Below are 25,412 nucleotides of genomic sequence, written 5' to 3'. Positions count from 1 at the left end.
GCATTCAGCAGAATTATAACTCTTCTTCTTGCAGCCCGGCACTCATTTCAGCCTGAGCGGTAGATTTCAGCTTCTCAACGGCCAACCTTCTTCCCCGATCAAGGGCACAAAACGCACCAAACCCAAGCTTTCTTCCCGGTAATCCTGTTCTCCGTTCCTGCGTACTCTGATTAGCTCCTGCATCTTTTCTGTCCCTACAGGCATGACCAGCCGGCCCCCAACCTTTAGCTGCCCCTTAAGGGAGGCCGGCACCTGCGGCCCACCGGCGGTAACCAGGATCGCATCAAAGGGAGCCTCCTCCGGCCAGCCTTTGGTTCCGTCCCCAAAGCGAATCTCGATATTCTCATAGTTTAAGCGCGCAAAGCGCTCCCCGGCTTGGTCAGCCAGCACTTTATGGCGCTCAATGGTATACACTCTGGCTGCCAGCCGGGAGAGTACAGCCGCCGAATACCCGGAGCCCGTGCCGATCTCCAACACTCTGTCTCCGGATTTTAACTCCAAGGCCTGAGCCATAAGAGCGACGATATAAGGCTGGCTGATGGTTTGCCCGGCCTCAATGCGCAAGGCTTCATCATCATAGGCATAATCGGACATCTCCCTGGGCACAAAGAAATGACGAGGCACCGCCTGCATTCCCGCAAGCACCGCCTCGTCTTTAATGCCTTCCTGTTTAAGAACATCAACCATCCATTGCCGTTCCTCAGCCCTGTTCATAATAGGATCTTGTTCTCTACCCGGCTCTTCAGCTTGCATCCTTATCCCTCCGGTATTTATCTAATTGCGATCCCGCTGTTTACAGGTAATATCCGATATCCAACAATGACTAGTTTTCCTTAGGTTATACCTTGGAGGCCAAAACTATTATAAAATTTCCCGCACATACGGAATCGTGAGCGGCCCCAGCGGCATCACCGCAATTTTACTCTCCGGACCGTATTTTACCCGGAGCTCGCTTACCGTCTGGGCAATATCCGCACAGGGCTTGAACATCGCCTTGCGCACCTGCTCTTCCGGCAGTGCAGAATAGACATAGACATCGGCCCAGAGCTGAATCATAGCCTGTTTCTGCACCTGCCACTGATCGAACATAGAAAATAAAGGATCATGAATCATATCCAAAATTCCCTGAGGCGTAGCGCGCATCCCGAGAATCTTGGCATAGTTGCCGTGATCAGGGAGGCCGTCACTGCACTCCGCGGCGCAGATAATTGCTCCGCCTTTTTTAACTATTCTTTGAGCAGCGCTCATTCCTTTGACTGCCTGATACAGATTCTGATCCAAAGGGTAACCGCTGTTGGTCGTAACTACGATGTCAAAGGGTTCAGCACAGGCAGCCATAGCCTGTTCTTTAACATAGGCACACCCCTGCCGGTGCGCCTCAATCACATCTCCGGCAAAAAAAGCGGTGATTTCCTTGTCTCCGTTCAAAGTCACATTCAGCATAAACTCGGGCTTGCACATCAACGCAATCTCCGTAGCGGCCGCCTGCAGAGGATTCCCCTCGATCAAACCCCAGGTGCTGTTGGGATTGCCGATCATAGAGGCGTTATGAAAATGAAGAATTGTTTCGATCCCGGCGATTCCCGGCATAATCCCTTTGGGGCCGCCGCTGAATCCGGCAAAGAAATGCGGTTCAATGAATCCGGTCACAATCCGAAAATCACTTGCACAATATTCCTTGTTTAAGTAAACCTCGGCTCCGAATGAACTCTGGCCTAAATAGATCTGGGTTTCCTTGTCAAAGGCATTGTTGTTAATGACCCTAATAGTATCTACGATTTCTGCCCCCAGCATCCGGCTTAATTCTTCACGGGTATTGTCCCGGTGGCTGCCGGTGCCGTTGATGATGACAAAGTTTTCCCGGGGCACATGCTCTAACTCCCGCAGGAGCCAGGACACCAGCTTATGGTTGGGCGTGGGCCTGGTCATATCGCTGATGACAATGGCCACTTTATCCGCGGCTTTGACCATGTCTTTGAGCGGCGGGGTTCCGATCGGATGGCACAGGGCTTCCTTCACTGCTACTTCTTCATGTTCGAGCTTAGGCAGGTGCCTGGGCTCGATCACCACCGCGTCATCCGGGAGTTCTGCCGGAAGCCCGGTTTTGCCGTAGGCTAAGGTGATTTGCATAGATAAACTCTCCATTTTGGTTTAGCTCTACTTAGGCTTATGTACAGAGGGCTGTTTCAGAGGCTTTTCGTTCGTCAATGCTTGCTCGATTCATTCTTCAACTATTTTACCGGCGCATTTCTTTGACTACCTTTTTGTTGCGTCAGTGCGTACTTGCCAAAATATCCTAGAATCTATAATATTATACCAAAGTATGATCCAAATTCTTTTTGAAAGGAGTACCCTAATGGCTGTCTTAACTCAAGAAATGAAAGACATGGTGAACAGCACTCAATGTTACGTAGGAACAGTAAGTAAAGAAGGGATTCAAAACGTAGCTCCGAAACGTTCTACCCGGGTTTTGAACGATGAAACCTTGGTTTTCACGGAAGGTACCGGCGGGACTACCTACCAAAACGTCCTGGATGGTTCAAGGGTAGTTGTAGCCGTTGCCAACAGAGAGATCCCTGATGGCTTCCGCTTTATTTGCACCCCGGAAGTCCAAAACAGCGGAGCCCTGTATGACCAAGCCGCAGCAATGTCCCAACAAGCGGGCCTGCCCAAACCCAAGGCTGTCGTTTTATGTCACGTTGAGGAAATTCATGGCCTTAAACCCGGGCCGATGGCCGGCAAGAAAATCTTATAATTCTTCTTAACTTCGGAGGGCCAAGACTATCTCGTCCTGGCCCTCTCTTACTTATTGTCAAACCGGTAAATCCAAAAAGACTCCTGCTTAAGAAATTGCTCAATCGGGATCAATTGGGACTGGGATTTGTGCGCCCGGATGGCCGCCAGTTTCACCTCAGCCACAGCTGAGATGTCGTTGACGATATCCGGCTCTCCCAGGACCTCCCGTGCCATGCGGTCAAAAGCATGGGCGTAAACCAACGGGCGTTCTTCAGGAGAAAGACGGGAGATCGCCTGAATCGTTAAGTTCCCCAGCGCATTATGATCCGGATGGACTGCATATCCGGGATAATGAGTGAGAACCAATGACGGGTTCACCTCACGGATAATCTGTCCAAGCCTGGCAATCAGGGCTTCCGGCTCTTCAAATTCAATCATTTTATCCCACAACCCGAGTTTAATCACCCGTTGGATACCCAGGGCCTTACAGGCCCCTTCCAGTTCCGCTTCCCTGATGTGGGGGAGCGACTCCCGGGTAGCGAAAAAAGGTTTTCCTATATTCCGCCCCATTTGCCCCAGCGTTGCGCAAACATAAGTGACCGGTATGCCGGATTTGGCGAAGAGAGCGATGGTCCCTCCACAGCCAAATGTTTCATCATCCGGATGCGGAAAAACCACAAGCACATGTTGTGTCATTTAAATTTCACCTCTGTTACAGGAATCAGGAGTCAGGAGTCAGGAGACAGAAGTCAGACTTCCATGCTGCTACGCAGCACCACTGATGAATGTAACAGGCAAGCTACCTTGCGGAGCGAACCGTAGAGCAGAGGAGCGTCGTGAGCGCAGTCGACGAAGCGTGAAGCCGCGCCACGGTTCACTCCAGGTATTACCCAAAGGTTTGGCGCGGTAGCGAGTCGACAAGCTCGATCCTTCGGCGAACAGCTTCACGCTGTTCGAGCATCCGGCGCGTGGTACGTTAGTCTGCAGTGCAGACTAACGCCGTAGCCGCAAACCGTAAAGAAATGCTTTTGCGGCGGAGGATGCGGGCAAGGTAGCTTGCCGGCATGTTACAGGGCAGGAGTCAGGAGTCAGCATGAGGGAACGGGCTCAGGCTCAGCTCAAGCGCTACCGCCAAACGTCCTTCTTCATCATGACCAGCGAGCAAGAGCCGCCCTTCCCGGTCCAGCTCGAAGTCGGTTAATCCCTCGGCATAGACCCAACCCAGCTCCATTTTGAGGCCAACCCGATAGGGACGGTCTCCCGTGATAACCCCTCTTTCAAAACGAATCCGGGCATTGCGGATAAAAGCCCCGGCGGATATTTTCCTTTCCCGGCGATGGACGGCGTAAGCGCCGTTGGTTGTCTCCAGATGGATATATACTTCACGGTTGAGAAAACTGTCCAGTATGGATTGAACAGCCGACGGATCAATGGGGTTCATGCACTTCTCACCTCCTCGGGGAATCTTCCCGGTCAATCGTTGTTCGGAAAGCCTTCCTAGGTATTTTCCACAATCAAGTCTACTTTAGTATATCTAATTTAGCAAATCTTCTTCGCTGAAGCTACTATGAGCCATCTTGTTAGCCGGATCTTGCCCGATAAAGCAAGGCTCCCGTGGCTTTTACACTGAATCCCATGTTCGCAAGCTGGCGCATCAGCATCATGGCTTCCGGACGGGAAGTATCAACCTTGGTCAACTTTACATTGACTTGCTAATTTTTATTCGGTAGTTGACTCTCCTCTTGCCTTCTTAAGATCTTGTTCAGTTATGGCCTCTACTGGCTTGTTAATACCCTGAGTGTTTTGGATTTTAAATGACCCAATAACAGTTTTACCGTCAACATCATAGAGCGGAATCTCTTCAAAACTTCCAGGTTTACGATTACTTTGCAGGGCTAAAGCTTCCTCCGGCGTTTTAGGCATTATCCCGTGCAAATCTGTAGACCGTACGTACCCTTCAGTTCCGTCCTGGCCGCGTGCTCTAATTAAATCCGGCTCTGTGGCTAGAGAAGTAGCGTCCCGAGCAGAGCCATATGTTTGACCGTTATCGTTCGTCGGATAGACAGGAGTGGGTGTGGTACTCTGATTAGACAGGGTATACGTAGAAAAGTTGTTAGCAAAAACAGTTCCAAAACCAAATGATCCCGCTACTATACCCGCAAGAATGGCCACGGTGATAGTTAATGTCTTTGTTCCAATCATTTTAGCAAACATTCTGTTCACCCCCCTAATAAGTGAGATACGGACTCTTAAATGTGTAGTAATAATCATATCCATTACCGGTATATGCTGCAGATATACCATGACTGTAATATGTGCCTGGTCTATTTATCGTGTAAGCTAGCGTACTCATGATAGACGTCGGGCTATCATTATATGTCATATTCGAATATTCAATTAATGTGCCTGATGAATCAAACAGCCTCGCCTGAGCACCCATATATCCCGTTGGCACACTAGTCGATGACTCGGTTTGGACCGTTGTATGGGCATTCACTGAGTAAGGACCAGTATTGATAACTGCTTGGTTTTAATAGGTGTAACCAAGATAAAGACCGTAGGAACCATAAGGACTAGACGCTTCAGCTGCTAACACTACCGTTATACTTGTTGAAAATAAAATCCCAATAACAAATGCGATGGCAGCAGTTTTAAGGTTTCTTCTGATCACTATTTTTTCCCCTTTCTACTTAGAATTAATCTTCTTTTAATCCAAAATTAAGCATCTCAAAGTCTTATAATGACCACCTATTCAAATAAGAAAAACCAAAACCAGATCATACTTACCTTTACGCCATTTATGTTACTTTCACTATAATCACTTCCTTTCGATTGGGAAAGATGGTAGAAATTTACCGGTTCTACTATATAGACACTTTACACGTCAAAAATGTTACAACATTTCAGAAAGATTTTTTCGACAATTTCTGCATCGATACGTTTGATTAAAACAGGTTTCTGACTTAAACAAGCTATTTACAGAGTATGAGCACTGTTCAGGGGCGGCGAAACACGAAATAATAACGCGAAACAGCACGAAAGTTTTTCGTGTTGTTTCGCGAAATCAAACGGTTATATAGTATTTCGAACAGTAAAAACGGGGGTTCTAATGCGTTTAGTTTGGCTTTACTACCTGGCAGCCACCGGATTAACCAGGCTCAGATACTCCTGCAATGACAGCACATGGGGCTGGGTGTTGCTGCGGATTTCCTGGAGCGCGCGCACCACCGCGCGGGCAGTGTCCATTGAAGTAAGACAGGGCACGCGGTGTTCGGCAGCCAAGCGGCGGAGGAGATAACCCATGCGTTCTTCGGGCTTGCCTTTGGCGGGGGTACTAAGGATAAAGGAAAATTCCCTGCGGCGCACCGCATCTTTTAGCTCCTCGCTCCCTTCACCAACTTCTTCAACTTCCACGCCGCAGAGAGCAAGGGCTTTGGCTGTATCTCCCGTGGCTTTCACCCCGAATCCCAGGTTCGCCAGTTGGCGCGTCAGCATCATGGCCTCCGGACGGTCTTTCTCCGCCACCGTGACCAGGATATCTCCAAAGTCCGGCAGCGGCACATGGGAAGCGGCAAAAGCCTTGGCCAAAGCATGTCCGAACTGGGTATCCATTCCCAGCACTTCTCCGGTGGATTTCATCTCCGGCCCCAGGGAAGTTTCGACCTTGGTCAGCTTCTCAAAGGAAAAGACCGGGGCTTTGACCACCACGAACGGGACTTCCGGAGCCAGTCCGTGCTTGTAGCCCAGCTCCTTAAGCTTTTTGCCCAAGGCCACTTGCACCGCCAGGCTCACGAGCGGAATTCCGGTCACTTTCGACAGGATAGGGACTGTGCGGCTGGCGCGCGGATTTACCTCCAGAACATAGACCTTGCCCTGAACCACCACAAACTGAATATTTAAGAGCCCGCGCACTCCGATCCCTTCCGCGATGCGGCAGGTATAATCCTCGATCTGGGCCAGTTCATTCGGGGTCAGGCTTTGAGGCGGATACACTGCAAAGCTGTCCCCTGAATGCACCCCGGCCCGCTCGATGTGTTCCATAATACCCGGAATCACGGTCGTTTCCCCATCCGCGACCGCATCAACCTCGACTTCTTTTCCCTCTAAATACTTGTCCACCAGGATCGGGTGTTCCGGAGAAAGGTGAATCGCCCGGCGCAGGTACTCTTCCAGTTCTTCCAGGCGGCTGACCACTTCCATCGCCCGCCCGCCGATCACATACGAAGGGCGCACCACTACCGGGAATCCCAGCTCCGAGGCTATTTCTTGCGCTTGGGCGACTGAGGTAATCGCCCGCCCTTCGGACTGAGGAATTCCCAGGCGGAGCAAAAGCTGGGCAAAGCGCTCCCGGTCCTCAGCGATATCAATCGCATCCACCGGCGTGCCCAAAATCTTAACCCCGGCCCGGCTCAACGGCCCGGCCAGATTGATGGCGGTCTGGCCGCCGAACTGCACCAAAACCCCCTCAGCTTTCTCCTTAGCCATGACATGCAGCACGTCTTCCGCAGTCAGGGGCTCGAAATAGAGTTTATCCCCGGTGTCAAAATCGGTTGATACAGTCTCGGGGTTGTTGTTAATCATAATGGATTCTACTCCGGCCTCCTGCAAGGCCCAGAGCGCATGCACCGAACAATAGTCGAATTCGATTCCCTGTCCGATCCTGATCGGCCCTGAACCTAAGACGACCACTTTCGGGCCGTTATGCACTTCGACCTCGTCTTCCTCTTCATAGCTTGAATAATAGTAAGGAGTAGAGGATACAAACTCAGCGGCGCAAGTGTCTACCGTCTTATACACCGGTACAATTCCCTGGGCAAAGCGCTCGGCACGTATCTCATCTTCTTTGCGCCCTGTTAACCGGGCAACCGCCAGGTCGGAGAAGCCTTGAGCCTTGGCCCACCGCAAAAGTTCAGGAGTTAGCGGGCTATTTTGCAAACGGTGCTCCAGGCTGACCAAATCTTTGATCTTATTCAGGAAAAAAGGATCGATGCCGGTCAAGTTTTCGACCTCAGCAACGGTCCAGTCACGGCGAAAAGCCTCAGCGACAGCAAAGAAGCGCTCATGGTCAGCTTTGGCCATCTTGTCTTCGATCTCCATCTCCGTCCAGCGCCCGGAATCCGCAATCCTGAGACCAACGGTTCCAACCTCCAGCGAACGCGCGGCCTTAAGCAAAGCCGCTTCCAGAGTTCTCTCCAAAGCCATAACTTCCCCGGTCGCCTTCATCTGCGTGCCCAAGCGGTTGTCCGCCGCCGGAAACTTATCAAAAGGCCAGCGCGGGAATTTAACCACGACATAGTCCAAAGCCGGTTCAAAACAGGCACTGGTGTGCCCGGTGACCGGATTCGTAAGCTCAGGCAGGGTGAAGCCTACCGCCAGCAAAGCTGCCATCTTGGCAATCGGGTAACCGGTGGCTTTTGAGGCCAGGGCGCTGGAGCGGCTGACCCGGGGGTTAACTTCAATGACTACATATTCCCGGCTTCTGGGGTTTAAAGCGTACTGTACATTACAGCCCCCGTTCACCCCTAAAGCGCGGATAATCTTAAGGGACGCAGCCCTGAGCATTTGGTACTCGACATCGGTCAAGGTTTGGGAAGGTGCGACCACAATACTGTCCCCGGTGTGAATCCCTACCGGGTCGATGTTTTCCATGTTGCACACCGTAATACAGTTGTCGGCTGCATCGCGCATGACCTCGTATTCGATTTCTTTCCAGCCGGCCACACTCCGTTCGAGCAGACACTGCCGGATCGGACTCGCTTGCAGCCCACGCTCCAGAATTTCGTGCAGCTGCTTTTCGTTTTTGGCAATGCCGCCGCCTGTGCCCCCCAGGGTATAAGCCGGGCGGACGATGATCGGATAACCGCAGTGCTCCGCGAAAGCGTCTCCTTCTTCCTGATTGGTGACAATCGTACTTTCGGCCACAGGTTCTCCGATTTCAAGCATGGTCGCCTTGAAGGCCTCCCGGTCTTCCGCCTTGTAAATCGTCTCGGCATCACACCCGATTAAGTCAACTCCATAGCGAGTGAGAATCCCCTGTTTCTCCATCTCCATTGCTAAGTTAAGCCCGGTTTGCCCGCCTAAAGTGGGGAGCAGGGCATCAGGTTTTTCCTTGGCGATAATTACTTCCAGTCTTTCCGGAAGCAACGGCTCAAGATAAACCTTATCCGCCATTTGCCTGTCAGTCATAATCGTGGCCGGGTTGCTGTTAACCAGAACCACTTCGAGTCCGACCTCGCGCAAGGCTTTGCACGCCTGAGTTCCGGCGTAATCAAACTCTGCCGCCTGGCCGATAACAATCGGCCCGGAGCCGATCACCATTACTTTCTTCCACGCCGGATTAAGAGGCATGCTGGCCCCTCCTTTCGCTCATCAACTGAGCAAACTCATCAAACAGGTAGAGCGAATCGCTCGGCCCGGGACCGGCTTCCGGATGATACTGCACGGAGAAAACCGGAAGCTCCCGGTGCGCCATCCCTTCGACTGTTTGATCGTTTAAGTTGCGGTGCGTCACCATAAGGGGCGTATTCTCCAAACTCTCAGTTGCCACCGCATACCCGTGGTTTTGCGAAGTAATGTTGACCTTGGCCGTGCGCAGATCCTGCACCGGCTGGTTTCCGCCTCTATGCCCAAACTTGAGTTTATAGGTGTCTCCCCCAGCGGCCAGGGTTAAAAGCTGGTGCCCTAGGCAAATCCCGAAGATGGGACGTTCGCCAAGCAGCTGTCTGATGGTTTCGATCCCCTCCGTAACAACTTTGGGGTCTCCCGGGCCATTCGAGAGAAAAATCCCATCGGGATTCAGGGCTAAAATTTCATGAGCCGGGGTATTGTAAGGCACAACGGTTAAGCGGAAACCCTTTTCCCGCATCGTGCGCAAAATGTTTTCCTTAATGCCAAAATCCATCACGACGACGTGATACGGCGCTTCAGCAGTGTCGGCCGCTATCCGTTTGGTGGGCTCTAATTCATACCTTTCTTTGGTGCTTACCTGGGCTACGACATCCTGCGGCACTTCCCAATCCTGCAATTTCTTTACCAATTCGGTCAGATGCTCCATGTCAGTAGTGATTACGCCTTTCAAAACCCCGTGTTCACGGATCAGGCGCGTCAGAGCCCTGGTATCTATGCCCTTGATCCCGACTACTCCGGCTTGAACCAAAGCCCGGGAAAGATTCTTTTCCAGTTGCCAGTGGTTCGGGTTAAGGGCTGCTTCTTTGACGATAAACCCCTGTACCTGGATTTTCGCAGATTGGTTATCTGCCTGATTAACACCGTAGTTCCCGATAAGCGGATAGGTCATACAGACAATTTGCCCCGCGTACGAGGGATCTGTCAGCACCTCCTGGTACCCTGTCATGCCCGTATTAAATACGACTTCCCCCCAAGCTTCTCCGCCGGCACCAAAAGATTCCCCCCTGAATATTTTTCCTGTTTCCAAGACCAAAGCTGCTTGCATGTTTTAAGGTTCCCTCCCCCGTGCATTTTCGAACTTCCTAGTTGCGATTAAAATGCGATCCTAGGTTCACGGCCCTGTCGTTAGTGATCCCCCATAATTTCCGCAAATACTTCATCTAAAATCGTCAAAGCCTGGTCTATCTCCTCGGTGCCGGCAATGAGCGGCGGCAGGAAGCGCAAGGTTTTACCGCCCACACAGTTAATCAGCAGTCCTTTTTGGCGGCAGCTTTCCACTATTTGCGGCCCCTGATCCCCAACCGGAAGTCCGATCATCATGCCGCTGCCCCGCACGTTTTCGGTTAAGCCGTACTTGGCTGCCAGTTCCTGCAGCGTGTGGCTAAAATACTGTCCCCGCTCCTGCACACCTTCAAGGAAGCCCGGAGCCAGCATAACCTCCAGGACCGCACACCCAACAGCGGTTGCCAAGGGGTTGCCTCCAAAAGTCGAAGCGTGGTCTCCGGGCTTAAACCCGGCAGCCGCTTGATCTGTCGCCAGCATGGCCCCGATCGGCACCCCGCCGCCGAGGGCTTTGGCCAGGGTCATAATATCCGGCGTCACTCCGCTCCACTCATAGGCAAAGAGCTTGCCTGTGCGTCCAACTCCGCACTGCACCTCGTCAAAGATCAGGAGGGCCCCGTACTTGTCACAGAGTGCGCGCGCTGTCTGCAGGAATTCCGGACTGGCCGGATACACTCCTCCTTCCCCCTGAATGGGCTCAATCAAGACCGCCGCGGTATTCGCATTTACTTTTTCCTCCAAACCTGCCACATCATTAAGCTCTACATAAGAAAACCCGGCCGGTAGTGGATCGAACCCGTCCTGGTATTTCTTCTGCCCGGTCGCCGTTAAAGTCGCTAAAGTGCGTCCATGGAAAGAATTGTCCAAAGACACCACTTCGTATTTATGAGGTCCGTAGTGATTTTTTGCATACTTGCGTGCCAGTTTAAGCGCAGCCTCATTGGCTTCAGCTCCGCTGTTGCAGAAAAAAACTTTGTCGGCAAAAGAATTTTGCACAAGCTTTTCCGCCAGTGCGACTTGGCTCGGTATCCAATATAGATTGGAGGTATGAAGGATGAGTTCTGCCTGTTTTTGCACCGCTTCTACTATAACCGGATGACGGTGCCCAAGAGAGTTTACCGCAAGTCCGGTAAGAAAGTCAAGATAGCGCTTCCCGTCCACATCCCAGACCCAGACCCCTTCCCCGCGGGCAATCGCCATCGGCAGCCTGCCATAAGTATTCATTACTGCCGCCTGACCACGGCTGATAAGTTCCTCGGTCCCTATATTTTCTAACACGCTATTCACTCCCCCTACATTTTTTAACATCTAAGTCTGCAACGTAAGCGAACCGTTACACAAACATGGTCCCAATCCCGCCGTCCGTAAACAACTCCAGTAAAATCGCATGCGCCAGCCGCCCGTCCAAAATATGCACACTCCCGACCCCGCCTGTGAGCGCATCCACACAGCACTCGACTTTGGGCAGCATGCCGCCGCTTAGAACCCCTTCAGCAGTCAAACCGGGGACTTCCTCGCGCCGGATCACCGAGATCAAGGACTCCGGATCATTGATATCCCGCAATACCCCGCTCACATCCGTGAGCAAGAGGAGTTTATCAGCTTTGAGGGCTTCGGCAATCTTACCGGCTGCCGTATCCGCATTGATGTTGTAGGTCTCTCCCTGCTCTCCTCCCGCCACTGGGGAAATGACCGGAATGTAGCCCTGGTCGAGCAGGCTTTCTACAATCCCCGGGGACACTTTTTGGATCTCACCCACATACCCGAGGTCGATTTCTTCCATTTCCCCGTCCTGATTCTGAAGCTGCATCGGCTTTTTCACCGCCTGCAAGAGCTGGGCATCCTTCCCGGACAAACCAACTGCCTTGCCCCCAAACCGGTTTAAGAGGGAAACAATCTCCGTGGTCAGCTTGCCTACGAGAACCATGGCCGCAATCTCCATCGTCTCCGCATCCGTAACCCTCAGTCCCCGGATGAACTGGCTTTCTTTCCCCACCTTTTTCAGCATGGCATTGATCTCCGGCCCCCCGCCGTGAACTAAGACCGGGCGGATACCCACCGACCGCAAGAGCAGAACATCCAGCATGACCGACTCTTTAAGGGCCGGGTCAACCATTGCATGCCCCCCGTATTTGATGACAATGGTTTTGCCCGCAAACTTCTGAATATAAGGCAACGCTTCAACCAGAACCCTCGCCTGGTCTAACGCCTGAGCGCGCGCACTCATCTCTTTACCCTCCCCTAAAAACTACGTCGTATAGCTCCCATTAATCTTCACGTATTCATAAGTCAAATCACAGCCCCAAGCGGTGGCTTGGGCATTCCCGCCCCGGAGCCTGGCTTCGATCACGATATCTTTTTCAGCCAATACCCGCTTGGCCTGCTCATACGGGAAATCCACCCCGCGCCCGCCTTGGGCTACCTGGATCGGTCCCAGATAAATGTCTGCCTCCGAAGGGTCGAAGTCGGCCCCGGAATAGCCCATGGCCGCCAAGATCCGGCCCCAGTTCGGGTCTTCGCCAAAGACGGCGGTTTTTACCAGGCTGGAACCGCAGATGCTCTTGGCCAGCTTGCGCGCATCTTCCTTGCTCTTGGCACCGGTCACCTTGACTTCCAGGAACTTGCTCGCTCCTTCCCCGTCGCGGGCAATTACCTGGGCTAATTTGACCGCCAAGGATCGCACCATATTCCGGAAATTATCCCAGTCAGCGCCGGTAGGCTCGATCCCGGATTCCCCATTGGCCAGCAGGAACACACAGTCGTTGGTGCTGGTATCTCCATCAACCGTGACCATGTTAAAGCTCTCATCCACCGCTTCCTGCAGCAACGCTTGCAGCTTGGCTGCAGGCACCTTGGCATCCGTGGTCATAAAGCCAAGCATGGTGCCCATGTTGGGATGAATCATCCCGGAACCCTTGGCCATCGCTCCCAGCCGGACGACCCCGCCGGCACATGTTAGTTCACAGGCATATTCTTTCACGGTCGTATCTGTTGTCATAATGGCCAAGGCCGCATTATGGGCACTATCGAAAATCTCTTTTTCAGCATTTTCAGTACCGCTCGGCTGCTCCTGACCCTGGGCTAACTGCCGCATCTTAGCCGCTTCAGCAGCCGCTGCTTCAATCCCGTCAAGCACCGTGGGCAAAGGCATCTCCACTCCGATTACCCCGGTCGAGGCCACCAAAACGTCTTCTACAGCTAATCCCAGGCACTCCGCCGTCTTAGCAGTCATGGCCTCGGCCGCCTTATCCCCCGCCTCACCGACGCAGGCATTGGCATTGCCGCTGTTCATCACGATGGCCTGGGCTCTTCCTTTTTGTACCCGCTCCTTACTTAAAAGCACAGGATGGGCTTTTACCAGACTGCGGGTAAAAACTCCCGCAGCCTCAGCGGGTACCTCTGACAAGAGCACCGCCACATCATATTTATTCCTGTATTTCACCCCGGCCTGAACTCCGGCGGCATAAAACCCGCGCGGAGCGGCGACCCCGCCCTCAATCCAGGTCCAATTCCCAATATTTCCCGTTTCCGACATCTTACACATCCTCTCTCTTGTTCAGCTTAATTCCGAACAAGCTTTAGGGCCAGATTCCCGTGCCCGCAAGCCCCATCTCCTCCGGCAGGCCGAAGAGAATATTCATATTCTGAACCGCCTGTCCGGACGCTCCTTTGATCAGGTTGTCGATGGCCGACACCAAAACCGCTCTTCCGGTCCGCTGATCCAAAGTGAGCTGGAGAAAAGCATGGTTGCTTCCGGCGGCAAATTTCGTCTGAGGCCAGCTTCCGGGCGGAAGCAGGTGCACAAATTGTTCCCCTTCATAGCTTTGCTGCCAGCAGGCACGCAGGTCCGCTTCCTCCACTCCCGGCTGCACTTCCGCGTAAATGGTTGCCAGAATGCCCCGGATCATCGGCACGAGATGTGGAATAAAGTTTATCTTAACCTCCGTGCCCGCCGCCTGAGACAGCTCCTGTTCAATTTCCGGGGTATGGCGGTGCTGAGCCACTCCATACGCTTTAATATTCTCATTCACTTCCGAAAAATGCGTCCCCAGGTTGGCGCCCCTGCCTGCACCCGAGACACCGGATTTAGCATCCACAATAATGCTCTGCGGGCGCAGGAGCTTGGCCCTTAATAGCGGCACCAAGGCGAGCAAGGTTGCCGTTGGGTAGCATCCCGGATTGGCCACCAAGGATTTCCCCTTGATTTGTTCCCGTTTCAGCTCCGGCAGTCCGTAAACCGCCTGTTCGATCAAATGGGGGGCCGGGTGGGTCAGTTTATACCAATCTGTATAAATTTGAGCTTGGCGCAGCCGGAAATCCGCGCCCAGGTCGATTACTTTAATTTTGCGGTCTAAAAACTCCTGAGTCCGGGCTGCGGTCAGCCCGTGGGGCAAGGCACAGAAAAGGACATCCAGATCCGGTACTTCTTTTTCATCTTCCAAGACGAGAGGCAACTGTCCATATAAATGAGGATAGATTTCGGTATAGGCCTGGCCGGCTGCGCTGGAGGTGCCTAAATATACAAGCTCCGCCTCCGGGTGTTGTTTCAATAAGCGCACCAGTTCCTGACCGGTATATCCTGTCGCTCCTAAAATCCCAATTTTCATTTCAAATCATTTCCTCCAGCCTGTTCAGTCTTTGCTTTTATAATTATACATTCTACCGTATAAACATTCAATGACTTTCCTAAAATGTTTTCTTGCCAGCTATTCTGCATAGTGAAAGTGACTGTCCTATAAGCTCTATGAGCTTCCAGACAGTCACTTTTCTTTACCCCTGACCGCGCTTTCGGCGATCAAATTCCCGTTTTACTTTTTGCAAAAGTTTGACATCCGTTAAAACGTCCCAGCCTGTAAAAGCCAAGGCTTGCACGGCCAGCATCATCAGGCTCTCCCCTTCTTCCGAGGTGACGGCCCGGGCGAAGCTGCGGGTGTGCGGGATTTCCGTACCTGTGCCCAGCACTAAGTATGGATGGATCGCAGGCACCACCCGGCTGACATTGCCCAAATCGACCGACCCCATAGCCGTCTGCGGGGGAGCAATCTTGCGCACGCCCAGCTCGCGCAGATTGGCGCTGAAGCAATCAGCCAGCTCCTTATTGGTCCAGAGTTCATCATAGGAAAACTCAAATTTACGCCAGTTCAGTTCGGCAGAGACTTGAGCAGCCGCCTCTTTCGCACAGCGCACCACTTTTTCCGTCAGAACGTCTAAGTCTTTCCGCCGCGGCGCTCTTAAGTAAAAGCGGGCCACGGCTTTTTCCGGGATAATATTGGGCGCAACCCCGCCTTCCGTGATAATGCCATTAATCCTCACGTCATCCGGAAGTTTCTCTTTCAGTTCACGCACGGAGATATAGAAATTGATCAAGGCATCTAAGGCATTAATTCCATAGTATGTTGCAGCGACCGCATGCGCCGCCCTGCCTACAAACGTGAATTCCAGCGCATCCAGGGCCAAGGAAGAGATTTCAGCGACATTCTGGCTGCCGGGGTGAAACATCATAGCCGCATCGATGTCATTAAAAACCCCTTTTTCCACCAGAGTCACCTTGGCACCGCTGGTTTCTTCAGCCGGGGTCCCGATAACCAGAACTTCACCCGGGAGTTCAATGCTTTTGCTGAGTACCACCGCAGCTCCCGCAGAACCGGCCCCAATCAGATTATGCCCACAGCCATGCCCAACCTCCGGCAAAGCATCATACTCTGCCAGAAAGGCAAGGCGAGGACCGGGGCGCTTTCCTTTATAGGAAGCAATAAATGCAGTCTCCATCCCCCCAAGCCCTCGCTCAACATGAAACCCGTGTTTGGTTAAAAACTTGCTCAGCAAATCGACCGCTAAAAACTCCTGGTAGCCAAGTTCCGGATGATCCCCGATGCTTTTGGCCACTTCCCAAATCTCCCGGCGCAGATTTTGCGCCTGGTCCTTAAAAAACCCCTTAATTGCATCCATTGGTTTCTATCCCATCTCTCTCTTTGTTGTCTGGGCTCAATTGCCAATAATCTAGTCCGCCGAGGGAGTTCTAACCTCAGTCAGGCAAAGGAGGAGGATCACCGTTACTCCCTGCATGGACCAGGAGTACTCCTGCCAAATCAGCCCCATCCCTTTAACCGCCGTAATCAACAAATCACGCGTCAAGGAAAGCCATTGCCATAAAGCTCCGGCTCCCACGAGGACGAGCACTCCGAGAAAGATCAGCCCGGCCATCAAAATACTCCCTCCCAGCAGCAAGCCCCAACGACGGCGCCGGGCCAAAAGAAGCGCTTCTTCAAAATTCACCGGCTTAGCTAAGATCTGGGACATCACATTGCTCTGCAATTTATCCAACAAATGACCGGGGATATCTTTATCTTGAAACACTCGGGTCCACAGATTGTCCGGCTGGGTCATGATATCCCTCCTCCAAGATTTTTCGAAGTTTCTCTTTTCCCCGGTGCAGGTAGGTCTTCACACTGCTGACCGGAATTTGCAGCACCTGGGCAATTTCCTCATAGGCCAATTCCTGATGATACCGGAGGTAGAGGGCTTGACGATAAGGATCAGGCAGGCGGCTTAACGCCTCCTGGACCCTTATCTTTTGTTCACGCGCCAACAGGACCTCCTCAGGACCCGGCTCAGTATCAACAATTATTTCCTCGGAAATATCGCCGGTTTGGGCCCGCTGCCTTTGGCGCAGGCTGTCCATTGCCTTGTTGCGGGCAATGGTATAGAGCCAGGACCGAAACGTATACTTGTCCGAATACCTCCACAAATTGCGGTAAGCAGCAATCAGTGCCTCCTGGGCACAGTCAAACACATCCTGCTCTGAAGGCAAAATCCGGCGCAGAAACTGCCATAAGGGCTCCTGGTATCGCTTCACCAGTACAGCAAAGCGCTCGTGATCCCCCGCAAGCACCTGGCGAATAATGTCCACATCTTCCAATGGCAGGCCGCTCCCATCAGTCATGCTTTAGAAAAAGCTTATGGTTACAAGTAATTAATATTTATACTCTTAGTACGCTAATTTGCCTGAAAATGTTTCACGACAAAGCAATAGCACCTGTGACTGAATACCTAATTTAGTTAAAAATATTTTAAGTAGTTTTACTTTTCCTTTATCTAATTGTAGCCCAATTCTATATTAAACCGCAACCCGTCGGATCACTTTGTGCTTAAAGATCTCTATTTCTTTTGCGGAAAACACTTACCAAGTTTTCTTTAATAAATGCGTTTACCGAATGCCGAACTGATGAGACCCACCGCCAATTCCGCCGTCTTGTTCTGAATATCCAAGATGGGGTTCACTTCGGCCACATCCATACTGAGTAATAGCCCGGACTCGGCCACTAACTCCATGGCTAAATGGGCCTCCCGGTAGTTGATTCCGCCTTTGACCGGAGTGCCCACACCCGGTGCTTCTGTGGGATCGATGACATCCAGATCAAAGCTTATGTGAATGCCCTCGGTCCCATCCCCTGCAATCTTGAGGCCGCGGGAGACAACCTCCTTCATCCCCAATTGATCGATATCACTCATGGTAAAAACCGTGATTTGTGAGCGGTGCAGTGCCTCCCGTTCTTCATTGTCAATTTCGCGGGCCCCGATAATGACCGTATTCTGCTCCCGGATTTTGCGGTGCTCCCCGCCGATTTTGGTCAGTTCGCGGGCTCCAATCCCATTGGCCACGGCCAGAGGCATGCCGTGAATATTCCCGCTGGTGGTGGTTTCCGGGGAATTATAATCTCCGTGCGTGTCAAACCAGATGACTCCAAAACAGCGCCCGCCTGCGGCAACTCCGGCCAAAGATCCGATTTCAATACTATGGTCTCCTCCCAGCACCAAGGGCACGGTTCCATCCTTCAAAGCCTTGGCCACTGCCGCTTGCAGTTCTTCGCTTACTTTTACTATTTCCGGCAGGTATTTGAGGTGCTTATCTTTAATCTCCCGTGCCTCAGGCACCGGGACATAAAGATTGCCCATATCTTCCACTTCCCAACCCAGACGCTGCAAACGGGCATTCAACCCCGCATAGCGGATGGCACTCGGGCCCATATCCACTCCGCGCCGGTCTGCGCCCAGATCAATCGGCACCCCGATAATTCTGATTTTCTTCTGAGTCATGACACCAACCCCCAATTCAGTATTCTGAATTCTGACTCCCCATCTAATTATGGTTACTTTACAAACCTCTTATGGACATAGGGAGAAGTCATCGAGCCCAGGAGCCCGGCATAGCGCACATTAAACTCAAGCACTGATCCCACCCCCACTTCAGGAGCGTCCGTGATATCAACAATTAAATGGTCCGAGCTAGCTCCGAATATTTTTACCCGTTCATCCAGGGGACTGATTCCTTCCGGGGGGACATCCTGCCTCCCTAGTGCCAGAATAGCCCGCCTGCGCCACCCCTTATCCTCAAATTGCGGGGTTTCTCCGAAGGCATCCTGACCTACGTTCCCAATTGGCACCGTCGGCTTGTCCTGGGATTCGAGAACTTCCGCCCTTAAAACGAAGGCATCGGCAGCCGCCCCGGGCAAAAGCCGGCGCTTAACCGTCTCCCGGCCCAAGAGGATCCCTTCCCCGATCCGCAATTGATTGATCCCGCTTGGCAGCTCCCCGGTTAAAAGCAAGGGGAGGCTGGCTGAATTCCCGCCGGAGATTACTTTGAGTTTCTGCCCGCTGCTTGTCTCCAAATCTTGAGCCAAGGATACGAGCTGGCCTAAATTATCTCCATTCGGAATAATCCCACCGTAGCAAGCCAGATTGACGCCCAATCCATCCATAACCAATCCATCCATGTTCATGGCTTCTGCGGCTACTTCCGGCAGATTTTCCGCCCAGATTCCCTCGCGCAAATCCCCCAGGTCTACCATCAGAATCACCCGGTGCTTCTTGCCCTGGCGCCGGGCCTCCTCGCTTAAAGCCCTTAAAACCTTAAGCTCCGAATTCAAACTGACAGCGGCTAAGCGCACCGTGTCTTTTACCTGGGACAGACCGGGCAGGCGCAGGAGCATTAAAGGAACATCCGGAAAATGCCGGTGCAGTATTTCCAGGTTCTCGATCCTGGCATCAGCCAGCATTTTAATCCCGGCCCGCAGCATTGCCCCCGCAATCTGGGGCTCCGCCAGAAAAGCCTTGGTCACCGCCACCACTTCGACCCCGGCCTGCCGGGCCAGGTCTAAGACGACCTTAGTATTGTGCTCAATTTTATCCAGGTCAATAACGATTTCCGGCAACATAAGACACACCCCATACGATGTTCAATCTTCTAAGGCTAACACTTAACCTTCTGCCCTGTAACAGGCAAGCTACCTTGCCTGTTACATTCATCAGTGGTGCTGCGTAGCAGCATGGAAGTCTGACTCCTATTATTAATTCTCGATCCCGATCGATTCCTGCAGCAGCTTCCAGGCCCCGGCGCGGTAATCCCGGACAAGAGCCCCCAGGGAAGCCATGATATAATTACGGTCGAGGAAAAAGGCGGGATTTCCCCGCGGCAGGAGATAGTCCTGAGGCCCTTCCAGGCTTGAGCTTAATAGCTCTAGGCCGTTAGGCAGACGGGTTAAAGCCCCGCCCGTGCCGATGACCCAGCGCACCCGGGTTAGGTCACGCCCCTCGACCCGGGTGATACGGCCGCTGCTGCCGTAATAATGGCGCCAACGCCCGCAGTGCCGCAAGAGCGCAGTTCGGACAGCAAAAGCCGCCAACTCCCGGCTTAAGGCGATTTCCTCCGCCGTCTCGGGCAGGGGCTTAAGACGCTTGCTCCAGTCCGGCCCATGATGCTTGATTATGACCTCTTCCCCGATCAACTTCGCCACCTGCCGGGCATTGACATAAACCCCCAAATCCCCTTCGACCGTGCGTTTGGCCAGGGGTTCCGGGGCCAAGGCCAGCTTCTGGTTTTCTTCACTGCCTGCCGTGACGGAATGGACATCCGTGGTCGCCCCGCCGACATCAAAGACAAGAACATCCCCTACTTCCTCATATACCAGTTGGGCCGCTTCCATCACGGCCCCAGGCGTCGGACGCAGCTGCTTGTTAATGATCTGCCGGATCCCCTGCATCCCCGGAGCCTCTGTGATATGGGCTTCAAACACTTCCTGTATTGCTTTTCTCGTGGGCTCAATGTGAAGCCGGTCAATATCCGGGTAGACATTAGGCACTACTCTTACATTTAGGCCGGCGGCGCCCAACGTCGAAGAAACGCTTTTGGCAGCGCTGCTGTTCCCCGCATAAATAACCGGAACCCGCCACTCCACTTCCCGGAACCACTCAGCCAGGCGCCCGGCATTTTCCGTCACAACCCTGCGGTCCCCGTGCTCCACTCCGCCCGCCAAGAGCATAATATTAGGGCGAATCCTTTCGATTTCTTCCCAATCCTCCCCCGTCATTTCCCCGGCCGTCTGAAAGCGCACCACAGCCCCTGCTCCCAGAGCCGCTTCCCGGGCTGCCCTTGCTGTCATCTCCGGCACCAGCCCGTGAACAGTCATCTTCAGCCCGCCGGCAGCCGAGCTGGTGGCGTAAAACGGAACGCTTTCCAATTCTCCCACGGGACCGATCTTATCCTCCAAATCCTGAACCGCCCGGCGCAAACCGAGGCCCACATCCCCGTCAGCCGCCGTCGTCGAAGCGAAACCCTGCGCCAAAAATTCCGGGTTTTCTGTATCTAAGCCTATAAAAGCATTCACTAACGTGGTTGTACTCCCGATTTCCGCCACCAGAACCTTTTCCACTTTCTCACCCCTATTTCGATATTCGTGGTTCGATGTTCAATGTTCGACGTTCGATTTTGCTGGGGAATCCTTAAGCACTACCGCTTGCGTTTTTGATCCCGCGCTTTCACTAAGAAGCTGGCCACATCAATGCCCTTGGCGCCGCGGCCAAACCCACCGTCCATGCCCCAGGCTTTGGCCAATTCCGGCTTTACTTGCGTGCCGCCTCCGACCAGGATGAAGCGTTCGCGCACCCCACGCTCAATGCAGAGCTGGTGCAGGCGTTCCATGTTCAGGCGATGCACTTCCCCATGGGTAATAATGGTGCTGATTAAAATGGCATCCGCCCCCGCTTCCATTGCGGCGTCCACTACCTTACTTACCGGCACGGATGTGCCCAGATAATGATACTTAATCCCGAACTTCTCGATCCCGCCGTGCTTGATATCGAGAATCTCCCTCAGTCCTACCGAGTGTTCATCCTCCCCGACCGTGGCCGCCACCACCTGCATCGGCTCCTCTGCCACTCTTGCCCGGATTTCGTCTTCATTCAAGACCTCTTCCGCTTCCGGGATCTGTAAACCCTTCGGATCAATCTTAACCTCGATCCGGCCCTTCAGTTCAATCAATGTTCCTTCCGCCGGATGCAGGGTCTGTTTATGAATCACCTCCGCATCCTGCAGGTTCATGTTTTTGGCAATTTCCAAAGATGCAAAATGGGCTGTGCGCTCATCCGCCGGTAAAAACAGGGTCACACTGACCATCCCGTCCCCCGCCCATTCCACTTCCGGCCTAAGGAAATCTTTCCGGAAGGGGCGGCTCCGTTCCAATCTCTTTTCAGCGTTATCCTCCGGGTCCAGCTCAGGGATAAACTTAATTTTCTCCGGCATGCATATCGTGCAGCCCACGATGGCATCACAGGGCCGGCGGTATTCCGGCGGGACATGGTTCTCCCCATAGTGGGCGCAGACCGGAGCAAAGTAATCTCCTGCCCGCTGCACCACCTCAAACCCGATTCCTCCTTTGGCATCCCGGGCGATGCCGTCCCCGTTGCGCTCGGGATAAAAACCGGAATCGACAAAGAAACCCCCGCTCACGGCTTCGAAATATCCCCCCACCGCCAGGATCTCTTCCAGAAAGAGCACCGCTCTTTCTTTCAGTTCCCTGACCTTGGCCCCGAGCTCCCCATCGCGTTTTATATCCACAAACTCTCTTAACCCGTCCAGCCCCAGGAGGGCTTGTTTGGCGGTATTAATGGCGTGAATGGAATGAAAATGCCAGGGGACATTCCGTCCCTCATCCGGGGTGATCGTACTTTGGATATCGGCTGAGGTCAGCCTGGACAAAAGGACGTTCAAAGTATGCGTGACTGTGGCCTCCCGCATATCGGAACTAATATACTTGGTATTCATCTGGGCCCGCATGCGATACCCTTGAAACAGCTCCCTCAAAGCCACGGCATAGGGCAGGTCCATTCGCAGCGCCGGAGCCGGGGGAGCGGTCGGAGGCACGGTCGAGAGGGCGATCCGGTCCTTGGGCATCCCCAACGCAGTCGAATAGGCGCAGTTGAGAGCATGCTGCGCCAAAAGCTCGGGCATCACTTTCCAGGCCTCGCGCGCAGTCGCGTTGGCATTATGCGCTCCGTCAATCTGGACCATTCCCCCCCAGTTCATGACTTTCTTGGCCTCGGCGGCATCCACAAACGAGCGCACCATGTTGATATTGCGGTAAAGCACATTATACTGGGGATCCTGGTGGGCTCCGTTTACCCCTTCTTCGGCAAAAAGCACGGCAACTTCCGGCCCCGCCATCCCGCTCACATAAGAATGAAGGTTAACCGGGCGCCCCACTTCATCCTCCATCAGATCCAGGGCCTTGCGGGTGGCCCTCAGCTGCTTGCGGCTGATCGGGACCCCGCCCACTCCCTCCGGTGTGCCCTCGATCAAGCCGTCGAAATGACTCTGGCCCGCTGTGCGGATCACCATGATATGGTCCGCCCCGTTAAAGACCGCCATGCGCATCCGTCTCAGATCATCCTCAAAGCGCCCGGAAGCAATCTCCGTGGTAATGGTACACTCAGGCTGAGGGTCAATCCCGCCGAAATATCCGGCCGCCGGGAGACCCTGGCTCTCCCTTAACCCCTTGGAAACCTGGAGATAGGTAAAAGCGCCTTCTGTTTTCTCAGGCACCGGTTGGCGCCAGCTCCAACCGCGCCGCCGGGGACGGTAATGTTCCAAGCCGTTCAGTATCTCTTCGGGATCAAGCTTGTTATGGAGGGAGAGCTCATGCCTGGCGGATGGTTCGAACTTGTCTTCTTCAGTCATACGGAAGCCCCCACTTTGCCGAAAAACAGATTAAGCTCTGTCCAGCCCTCCCCACGCGCCAGCTCTGATGCCGCCTGGTCAATGGTGATGCCCTTTATCCGGGCGTAGCGCCAAACGCAATGACCCGCACCCTTTCCTAATAAACCATGGGCCTGAGCCTGCTTGACCACCCCTTGGGCCGTGGGGCTATCGAGCCCCATACGCAAAAGCACCGAACGTTCCAAGGAAGGCGTGGTATGCGTCCGGGCCAAATCCAATAATGGCCGGACAACCTCTTGGGCCAGCTCCCAAAAGCGCTGTTCCAATTCTTGTTCACTTAGGTTTGCCAAATGACGGCGTCTTTCTGCATAATCATCTGCCCGAGCCTGTGCCATCGATAGTTCCCCCTTTCATTAGGCTAATTTCCTTTTCCACCCGTGAACGGTCCCAACGTGTTTCCTCCGCCAAAAAATCAAGATCTTCCCCGCTCAGATTCCCGGCCCCGGCCCGCGCCAAAGCATTCTTAAAGTAGCTGTGGCGGATTTGATCCAGTTCCAGCTCCACCACCCGAATCTGACCCGGGTGCTCCGGAATGACAATGCTCTTCCCGGGCACCCCGGTGCGCGGATCCCCGCGCTTCACTTCTATCCCGTTTTCCCGGGCGAAGGTAAGCTGGGCATGCGGGTGTTTGCCCGCCCCCGTATACTCCGTTTCCTGGACCACGATAATTTGCTCCCGGTCCAGGGTTTGGGCCAGGGCAAAGGCGGCCGCCAGGGAAGTATTCCCGGCCGGACCCCGCTCCAGCCCTTCGAGCACGGCCAGGGCCTCCGTAATATAGAATGCCTCCCCTTGCGTTACTGTGACATAGCGGTCTAAGTATCTTAACGGCCTGGCCGCATTGCGCGGAACATCCGCCCGGTCCGGCCATACCGCAAACGGCAGGCCAAAACCGGTATGCCCGGTGGTGAAAGATTTGCGGTTAAAATCACGGTCACTGGCCATATGCAGTCCGGTGAGATCAATGCTGGCCCCGATCACCTGGGCCTGACATCCGGCCTGACGCAGCCCGCGGGCGGTTCCGGTTACATTTCCGCCCCCGGCATGGGTGACCACGACCACATCCGGCTCACGCCCGGTCAGCCTTCGGGTTTGCTCAACCAGCTCCCAGCCCAAAGTTTCCACCCCGGCGATTCCAAACGGAGTGTAGAGGGAGGCATTAAAAAACCCGGTTTCCTCCAATAACCGCAGAAAGACGTAAAAAAGCTCCGGCCCCACGGACAGCTGGATGACTTCCGCCCCATAGGCTTCACAGGCCCTGCTTTTTTCAATGATTTCCGGCTGCCCCCGGCCCTTGGAATCAAAGACCTCCTGCACGATGATGCAGTCCAGCCCGCGCATCGCTGCCTGGGAGGCAACGGCCGCCCCGTAATTGCCGGAAGTGGCGGCCATAACCCCTTTATACCCACGTTTCCGGGCTTCATAGACCGAAAGAGCAGCCCGCCTGGCTTTAAAGCTCCCGGAGGGATTGGCTGCCTCATCCTTAATAAAAATGCGGGCGCCTTTTCCGGCGGGTGCTAAACTGCGGGCCAGAGCGGTCAGGCGCTGAAGCTCCAGCAGCGGGGTATCTCCGACCCCGGTCGCCTTTTGAATGCGGCGCGTCTCTTCTAAAGAATAAGCCGCGCTTTGCATCATTTCTTCATAAGCGAAAGCCAATGTACCCCGTTCAAAGCGGGAATAATCAATTCCGCTTGATTTATGGAGGATCTCCCCTTTACGGGCCATTACCTCCGTGTAACTATGATGAGAAGTCACTCTAGATCACCACCATCAAATCCATACTCGCATCACTTTGTCCGGGTTTTCAATTCAGGTCATTGATCCCGCAGCAGGGTGCGCATTTCTTCCCGAATCTGTAGAAGTTCAAGCTGCGGCCGGCCAAACGAATGGGCATAGCTTGGTGATAAATCCACTAAACGCCCTTTCACCTCACGGCCGATGCGGGTTTTAATCCTAACCTTCTCTCCGGCTTGGGCCCGCTCCTCCAGCAAAAAACCCCGTACCCGCATCTCCAAAGGCACAGCCTGGGTATCTGAGGGGATCTGGGGCGCGCGCTCTCCAGACGTCAAAATCTCCTGCCAGATTTCAACCCAATCATCCTTATGGGCATACTCACCGCTATTATCCTGTCCTTGGAGGCTTGCAATTTCTTGCATAA

General features: G+C 53.5%; 22 protein-coding genes. 1 reads left to right on the top strand and 21 read right to left on the bottom strand.

All coding sequences use genetic code 11. The features are described from left to right. Window positions 1–66: 66 nt before the first annotated feature. Both J0X21_RS11640 and larA read right to left on the bottom strand, forming a co-directional pair. A complete protein-coding gene (locus J0X21_RS11640) occupies window positions 67–753 on the bottom strand; it encodes a protein-L-isoaspartate(D-aspartate) O-methyltransferase (RefSeq protein WP_268939402.1) in 687 nt (228 codons plus the stop codon). Window positions 754–861: 108 nt separating this feature from the next. Beyond that, window positions 862–2,130, bottom strand: coding sequence for a nickel-dependent lactate racemase (gene larA / locus J0X21_RS11635; RefSeq protein WP_206812378.1), 1,269 nt, complete (start codon window positions 2,128–2,130; stop codon window positions 862–864). A 226-nt stretch (window positions 2,131–2,356) separates the two neighbouring features. Between larA and J0X21_RS11630 the strand changes: the two genes are divergently transcribed. Continuing rightward, window positions 2,357–2,755, top strand: a complete 399-nt coding sequence (locus tag J0X21_RS11630; RefSeq protein ID WP_206812377.1) for a pyridoxamine 5'-phosphate oxidase family protein — start codon at window positions 2,357–2,359, stop codon at window positions 2,753–2,755. A gap of 47 nt (window positions 2,756–2,802) precedes the next feature. On the opposite strand, the gene bshB2 is transcribed toward J0X21_RS11630, so the two are convergent. The 19 genes from bshB2 to ortA all read right to left on the bottom strand — a co-directional run bounded on the left by bshB2 (window position 2,803) and on the right by ortA (window position 25,410). Further along, entirely contained in the window at window positions 2,803–3,432 is a 630-nt protein-coding gene (bshB2, locus tag J0X21_RS11625) for a bacillithiol biosynthesis deacetylase BshB2 (RefSeq protein ID WP_206812376.1), read from the bottom strand. Window positions 3,433–3,817: 385 nt separating this feature from the next. After that, the gene (locus J0X21_RS11620; protein WP_206812375.1) at window positions 3,818–4,177 is read right to left on the bottom strand and encodes a YojF family protein; all 360 of its coding nucleotides are present in this window, start codon (window positions 4,175–4,177) and stop codon (window positions 3,818–3,820) included. Window positions 4,178–4,455: 278 nt separating this feature from the next. After that, window positions 4,456–4,950, bottom strand: coding sequence for a hypothetical protein (locus J0X21_RS11615; RefSeq protein ID WP_206812374.1), 495 nt, complete (start codon window positions 4,948–4,950; stop codon window positions 4,456–4,458). Between the two features lie 915 nt (window positions 4,951–5,865). Continuing rightward, window positions 5,866–9,084 carry a carbamoyl-phosphate synthase large subunit gene (gene carB, locus J0X21_RS11610; protein WP_206812373.1) on the bottom strand — a complete coding sequence of 1,073 codons (3,219 nt, stop codon included), beginning with the start codon at window positions 9,082–9,084 and terminating at the stop codon, window positions 5,866–5,868. Then, a complete protein-coding gene (gene carA / locus J0X21_RS11605) occupies window positions 9,074–10,189 on the bottom strand; it encodes a glutamine-hydrolyzing carbamoyl-phosphate synthase small subunit (RefSeq protein ID WP_206812372.1) in 1,116 nt (371 codons plus the stop codon). The genes carB and carA overlap by 11 nt, the downstream gene beginning before the upstream one ends. 80 nt (window positions 10,190–10,269) lie before the next feature. After that, window positions 10,270–11,484 (bottom strand): acetylornithine transaminase, encoded by a 1,215-nt coding sequence (locus tag J0X21_RS11600; protein WP_407947650.1) that lies wholly within the window; start codon window positions 11,482–11,484, stop codon window positions 10,270–10,272. A 55-nt stretch (window positions 11,485–11,539) separates the two neighbouring features. Beyond that, window positions 11,540–12,433, bottom strand: a complete 894-nt coding sequence (argB, locus tag J0X21_RS11595; protein ID WP_206812370.1) for an acetylglutamate kinase — start codon at window positions 12,431–12,433, stop codon at window positions 11,540–11,542. A 21-nt stretch (window positions 12,434–12,454) separates the two neighbouring features. Then, window positions 12,455–13,741 (bottom strand): bifunctional glutamate N-acetyltransferase/amino-acid acetyltransferase ArgJ, encoded by a 1,287-nt coding sequence (gene argJ, locus J0X21_RS11590; RefSeq protein ID WP_206812369.1) that lies wholly within the window; start codon window positions 13,739–13,741, stop codon window positions 12,455–12,457. Between the two features lie 43 nt (window positions 13,742–13,784). After that, window positions 13,785–14,813: an N-acetyl-gamma-glutamyl-phosphate reductase gene (gene argC / locus J0X21_RS11585; protein WP_206812368.1), complete on the bottom strand. Its 1,029-nt coding sequence runs from the start codon at window positions 14,811–14,813 to the stop codon at window positions 13,785–13,787. Between the two features lie 163 nt (window positions 14,814–14,976). Beyond that, entirely contained in the window at window positions 14,977–16,155 is a 1,179-nt protein-coding gene (locus J0X21_RS11580; RefSeq protein WP_206812367.1) for a M20 family metallopeptidase, read from the bottom strand. Between the two features lie 51 nt (window positions 16,156–16,206). Continuing rightward, window positions 16,207–16,593 (bottom strand): hypothetical protein, encoded by a 387-nt coding sequence (locus tag J0X21_RS11575; protein ID WP_206812366.1) that lies wholly within the window; start codon window positions 16,591–16,593, stop codon window positions 16,207–16,209. Continuing rightward, window positions 16,550–17,125, bottom strand: a complete 576-nt coding sequence (locus J0X21_RS11570; RefSeq protein WP_206812365.1) for an RNA polymerase sigma factor — start codon at window positions 17,123–17,125, stop codon at window positions 16,550–16,552. Before J0X21_RS11570 ends, J0X21_RS11575 begins: the two co-directional genes overlap by 44 nt. Window positions 17,126–17,400: 275 nt before the next feature. After that, window positions 17,401–18,303 carry an arginase gene (gene rocF / locus J0X21_RS11565; protein ID WP_206812364.1) on the bottom strand — a complete coding sequence of 301 codons (903 nt, stop codon included), beginning with the start codon at window positions 18,301–18,303 and terminating at the stop codon, window positions 17,401–17,403. Between the two features lie 53 nt (window positions 18,304–18,356). Continuing rightward, the gene (locus J0X21_RS11560; protein ID WP_206812363.1) at window positions 18,357–19,421 is read right to left on the bottom strand and encodes an alanine/ornithine racemase family PLP-dependent enzyme; all 1,065 of its coding nucleotides are present in this window, start codon (window positions 19,419–19,421) and stop codon (window positions 18,357–18,359) included. Between the two features lie 132 nt (window positions 19,422–19,553). Continuing rightward, window positions 19,554–20,915: a glutamate mutase L gene (locus tag J0X21_RS11555; RefSeq protein WP_206812362.1), complete on the bottom strand. Its 1,362-nt coding sequence runs from the start codon at window positions 20,913–20,915 to the stop codon at window positions 19,554–19,556. A gap of 77 nt (window positions 20,916–20,992) precedes the next feature. Further along, on the bottom strand, window positions 20,993–23,218 hold the full coding sequence (oraE, locus tag J0X21_RS11550) for a D-ornithine 4,5-aminomutase subunit OraE (protein ID WP_206812361.1): 2,226 nt from the start codon (window positions 23,216–23,218) through the stop codon (window positions 20,993–20,995). Continuing rightward, window positions 23,215–23,592, bottom strand: a complete 378-nt coding sequence (locus J0X21_RS11545; RefSeq protein WP_206812360.1) for an ornithine aminomutase subunit alpha — start codon at window positions 23,590–23,592, stop codon at window positions 23,215–23,217. The genes oraE and J0X21_RS11545 overlap by 4 nt, the downstream gene beginning before the upstream one ends. Next, window positions 23,570–25,009 carry a 2-amino-4-oxopentanoate thiolase subunit OrtB gene (ortB, locus tag J0X21_RS11540; RefSeq protein ID WP_328812805.1) on the bottom strand — a complete coding sequence of 480 codons (1,440 nt, stop codon included), beginning with the start codon at window positions 25,007–25,009 and terminating at the stop codon, window positions 23,570–23,572. The genes J0X21_RS11545 and ortB overlap by 23 nt, the downstream gene beginning before the upstream one ends. Window positions 25,010–25,068: 59 nt before the next feature. Continuing rightward, a complete protein-coding gene (gene ortA / locus J0X21_RS11535; RefSeq protein ID WP_206812358.1) occupies window positions 25,069–25,410 on the bottom strand; it encodes a 2-amino-4-oxopentanoate thiolase subunit OrtA in 342 nt (113 codons plus the stop codon). Window positions 25,411–25,412 lie beyond the last annotated feature (2 nt).

Source organism: Paradesulfitobacterium ferrireducens, assembly GCF_017310645.1.
Lineage (GTDB): Bacteria > Bacillota > Desulfitobacteriia > Desulfitobacteriales > Desulfitobacteriaceae > Paradesulfitobacterium > Paradesulfitobacterium ferrireducens.
The sequence above is the reverse complement of the archived record's forward strand: the minus strand, read 5'-3'. Positions and strand labels throughout refer to the sequence as shown.

Bases quoted from the DNA above. Each gene is read 5' to 3' on its own strand.
- J0X21_RS11640 (WP_268939402.1), bottom strand. From the start codon at position 753: ATGCAAGCTGAAGAGCCGGGTAGAGAACAAGATCCTATTATGAACAGG.
- larA (WP_206812378.1), bottom strand. From the start codon at position 2,130: ATGCAAATCACCTTAGCCTACGGCAAAACCGGGCTTCCGGCAGAACTC.
- J0X21_RS11630 (WP_206812377.1), top strand. From the start codon at position 2,357: ATGGCTGTCTTAACTCAAGAAATGAAAGACATGGTGAACAGCACTCAA.
- bshB2 (WP_206812376.1), bottom strand. From the start codon at position 3,432: ATGACACAACATGTGCTTGTGGTTTTTCCGCATCCGGATGATGAAACA.
- J0X21_RS11620 (WP_206812375.1), bottom strand. From the start codon at position 4,177: ATGAACCCCATTGATCCGTCGGCTGTTCAATCCATACTGGACAGTTTT.
- J0X21_RS11615 (WP_206812374.1), bottom strand. From the start codon at position 4,950: ATGTTTGCTAAAATGATTGGAACAAAGACATTAACTATCACCGTGGCC.
- carB (WP_206812373.1), bottom strand. From the start codon at position 9,084: ATGCCTCTTAATCCGGCGTGGAAGAAAGTAATGGTGATCGGCTCCGGG.
- carA (WP_206812372.1), bottom strand. From the start codon at position 10,189: ATGCAAGCAGCTTTGGTCTTGGAAACAGGAAAAATATTCAGGGGGGAA.
- argB (WP_206812370.1), bottom strand. From the start codon at position 12,433: ATGAGTGCGCGCGCTCAGGCGTTAGACCAGGCGAGGGTTCTGGTTGAA.
- argJ (WP_206812369.1), bottom strand. From the start codon at position 13,741: ATGTCGGAAACGGGAAATATTGGGAATTGGACCTGGATTGAGGGCGGG.
- argC (WP_206812368.1), bottom strand. From the start codon at position 14,813: ATGAAAATTGGGATTTTAGGAGCGACAGGATATACCGGTCAGGAACTG.
- J0X21_RS11580 (WP_206812367.1), bottom strand. From the start codon at position 16,155: ATGGATGCAATTAAGGGGTTTTTTAAGGACCAGGCGCAAAATCTGCGC.
- J0X21_RS11575 (WP_206812366.1), bottom strand. From the start codon at position 16,593: ATGACCCAGCCGGACAATCTGTGGACCCGAGTGTTTCAAGATAAAGAT.
- rocF (WP_206812364.1), bottom strand. From the start codon at position 18,303: ATGACTCAGAAGAAAATCAGAATTATCGGGGTGCCGATTGATCTGGGC.
- J0X21_RS11560 (WP_206812363.1), bottom strand. From the start codon at position 19,421: ATGTTGCCGGAAATCGTTATTGACCTGGATAAAATTGAGCACAATACT.
- oraE (WP_206812361.1), bottom strand. From the start codon at position 23,218: ATGACTGAAGAAGACAAGTTCGAACCATCCGCCAGGCATGAGCTCTCC.
- J0X21_RS11545 (WP_206812360.1), bottom strand. From the start codon at position 23,592: ATGGCACAGGCTCGGGCAGATGATTATGCAGAAAGACGCCGTCATTTG.
- ortA (WP_206812358.1), bottom strand. From the start codon at position 25,410: ATGCAAGAAATTGCAAGCCTCCAAGGACAGGATAATAGCGGTGAGTAT.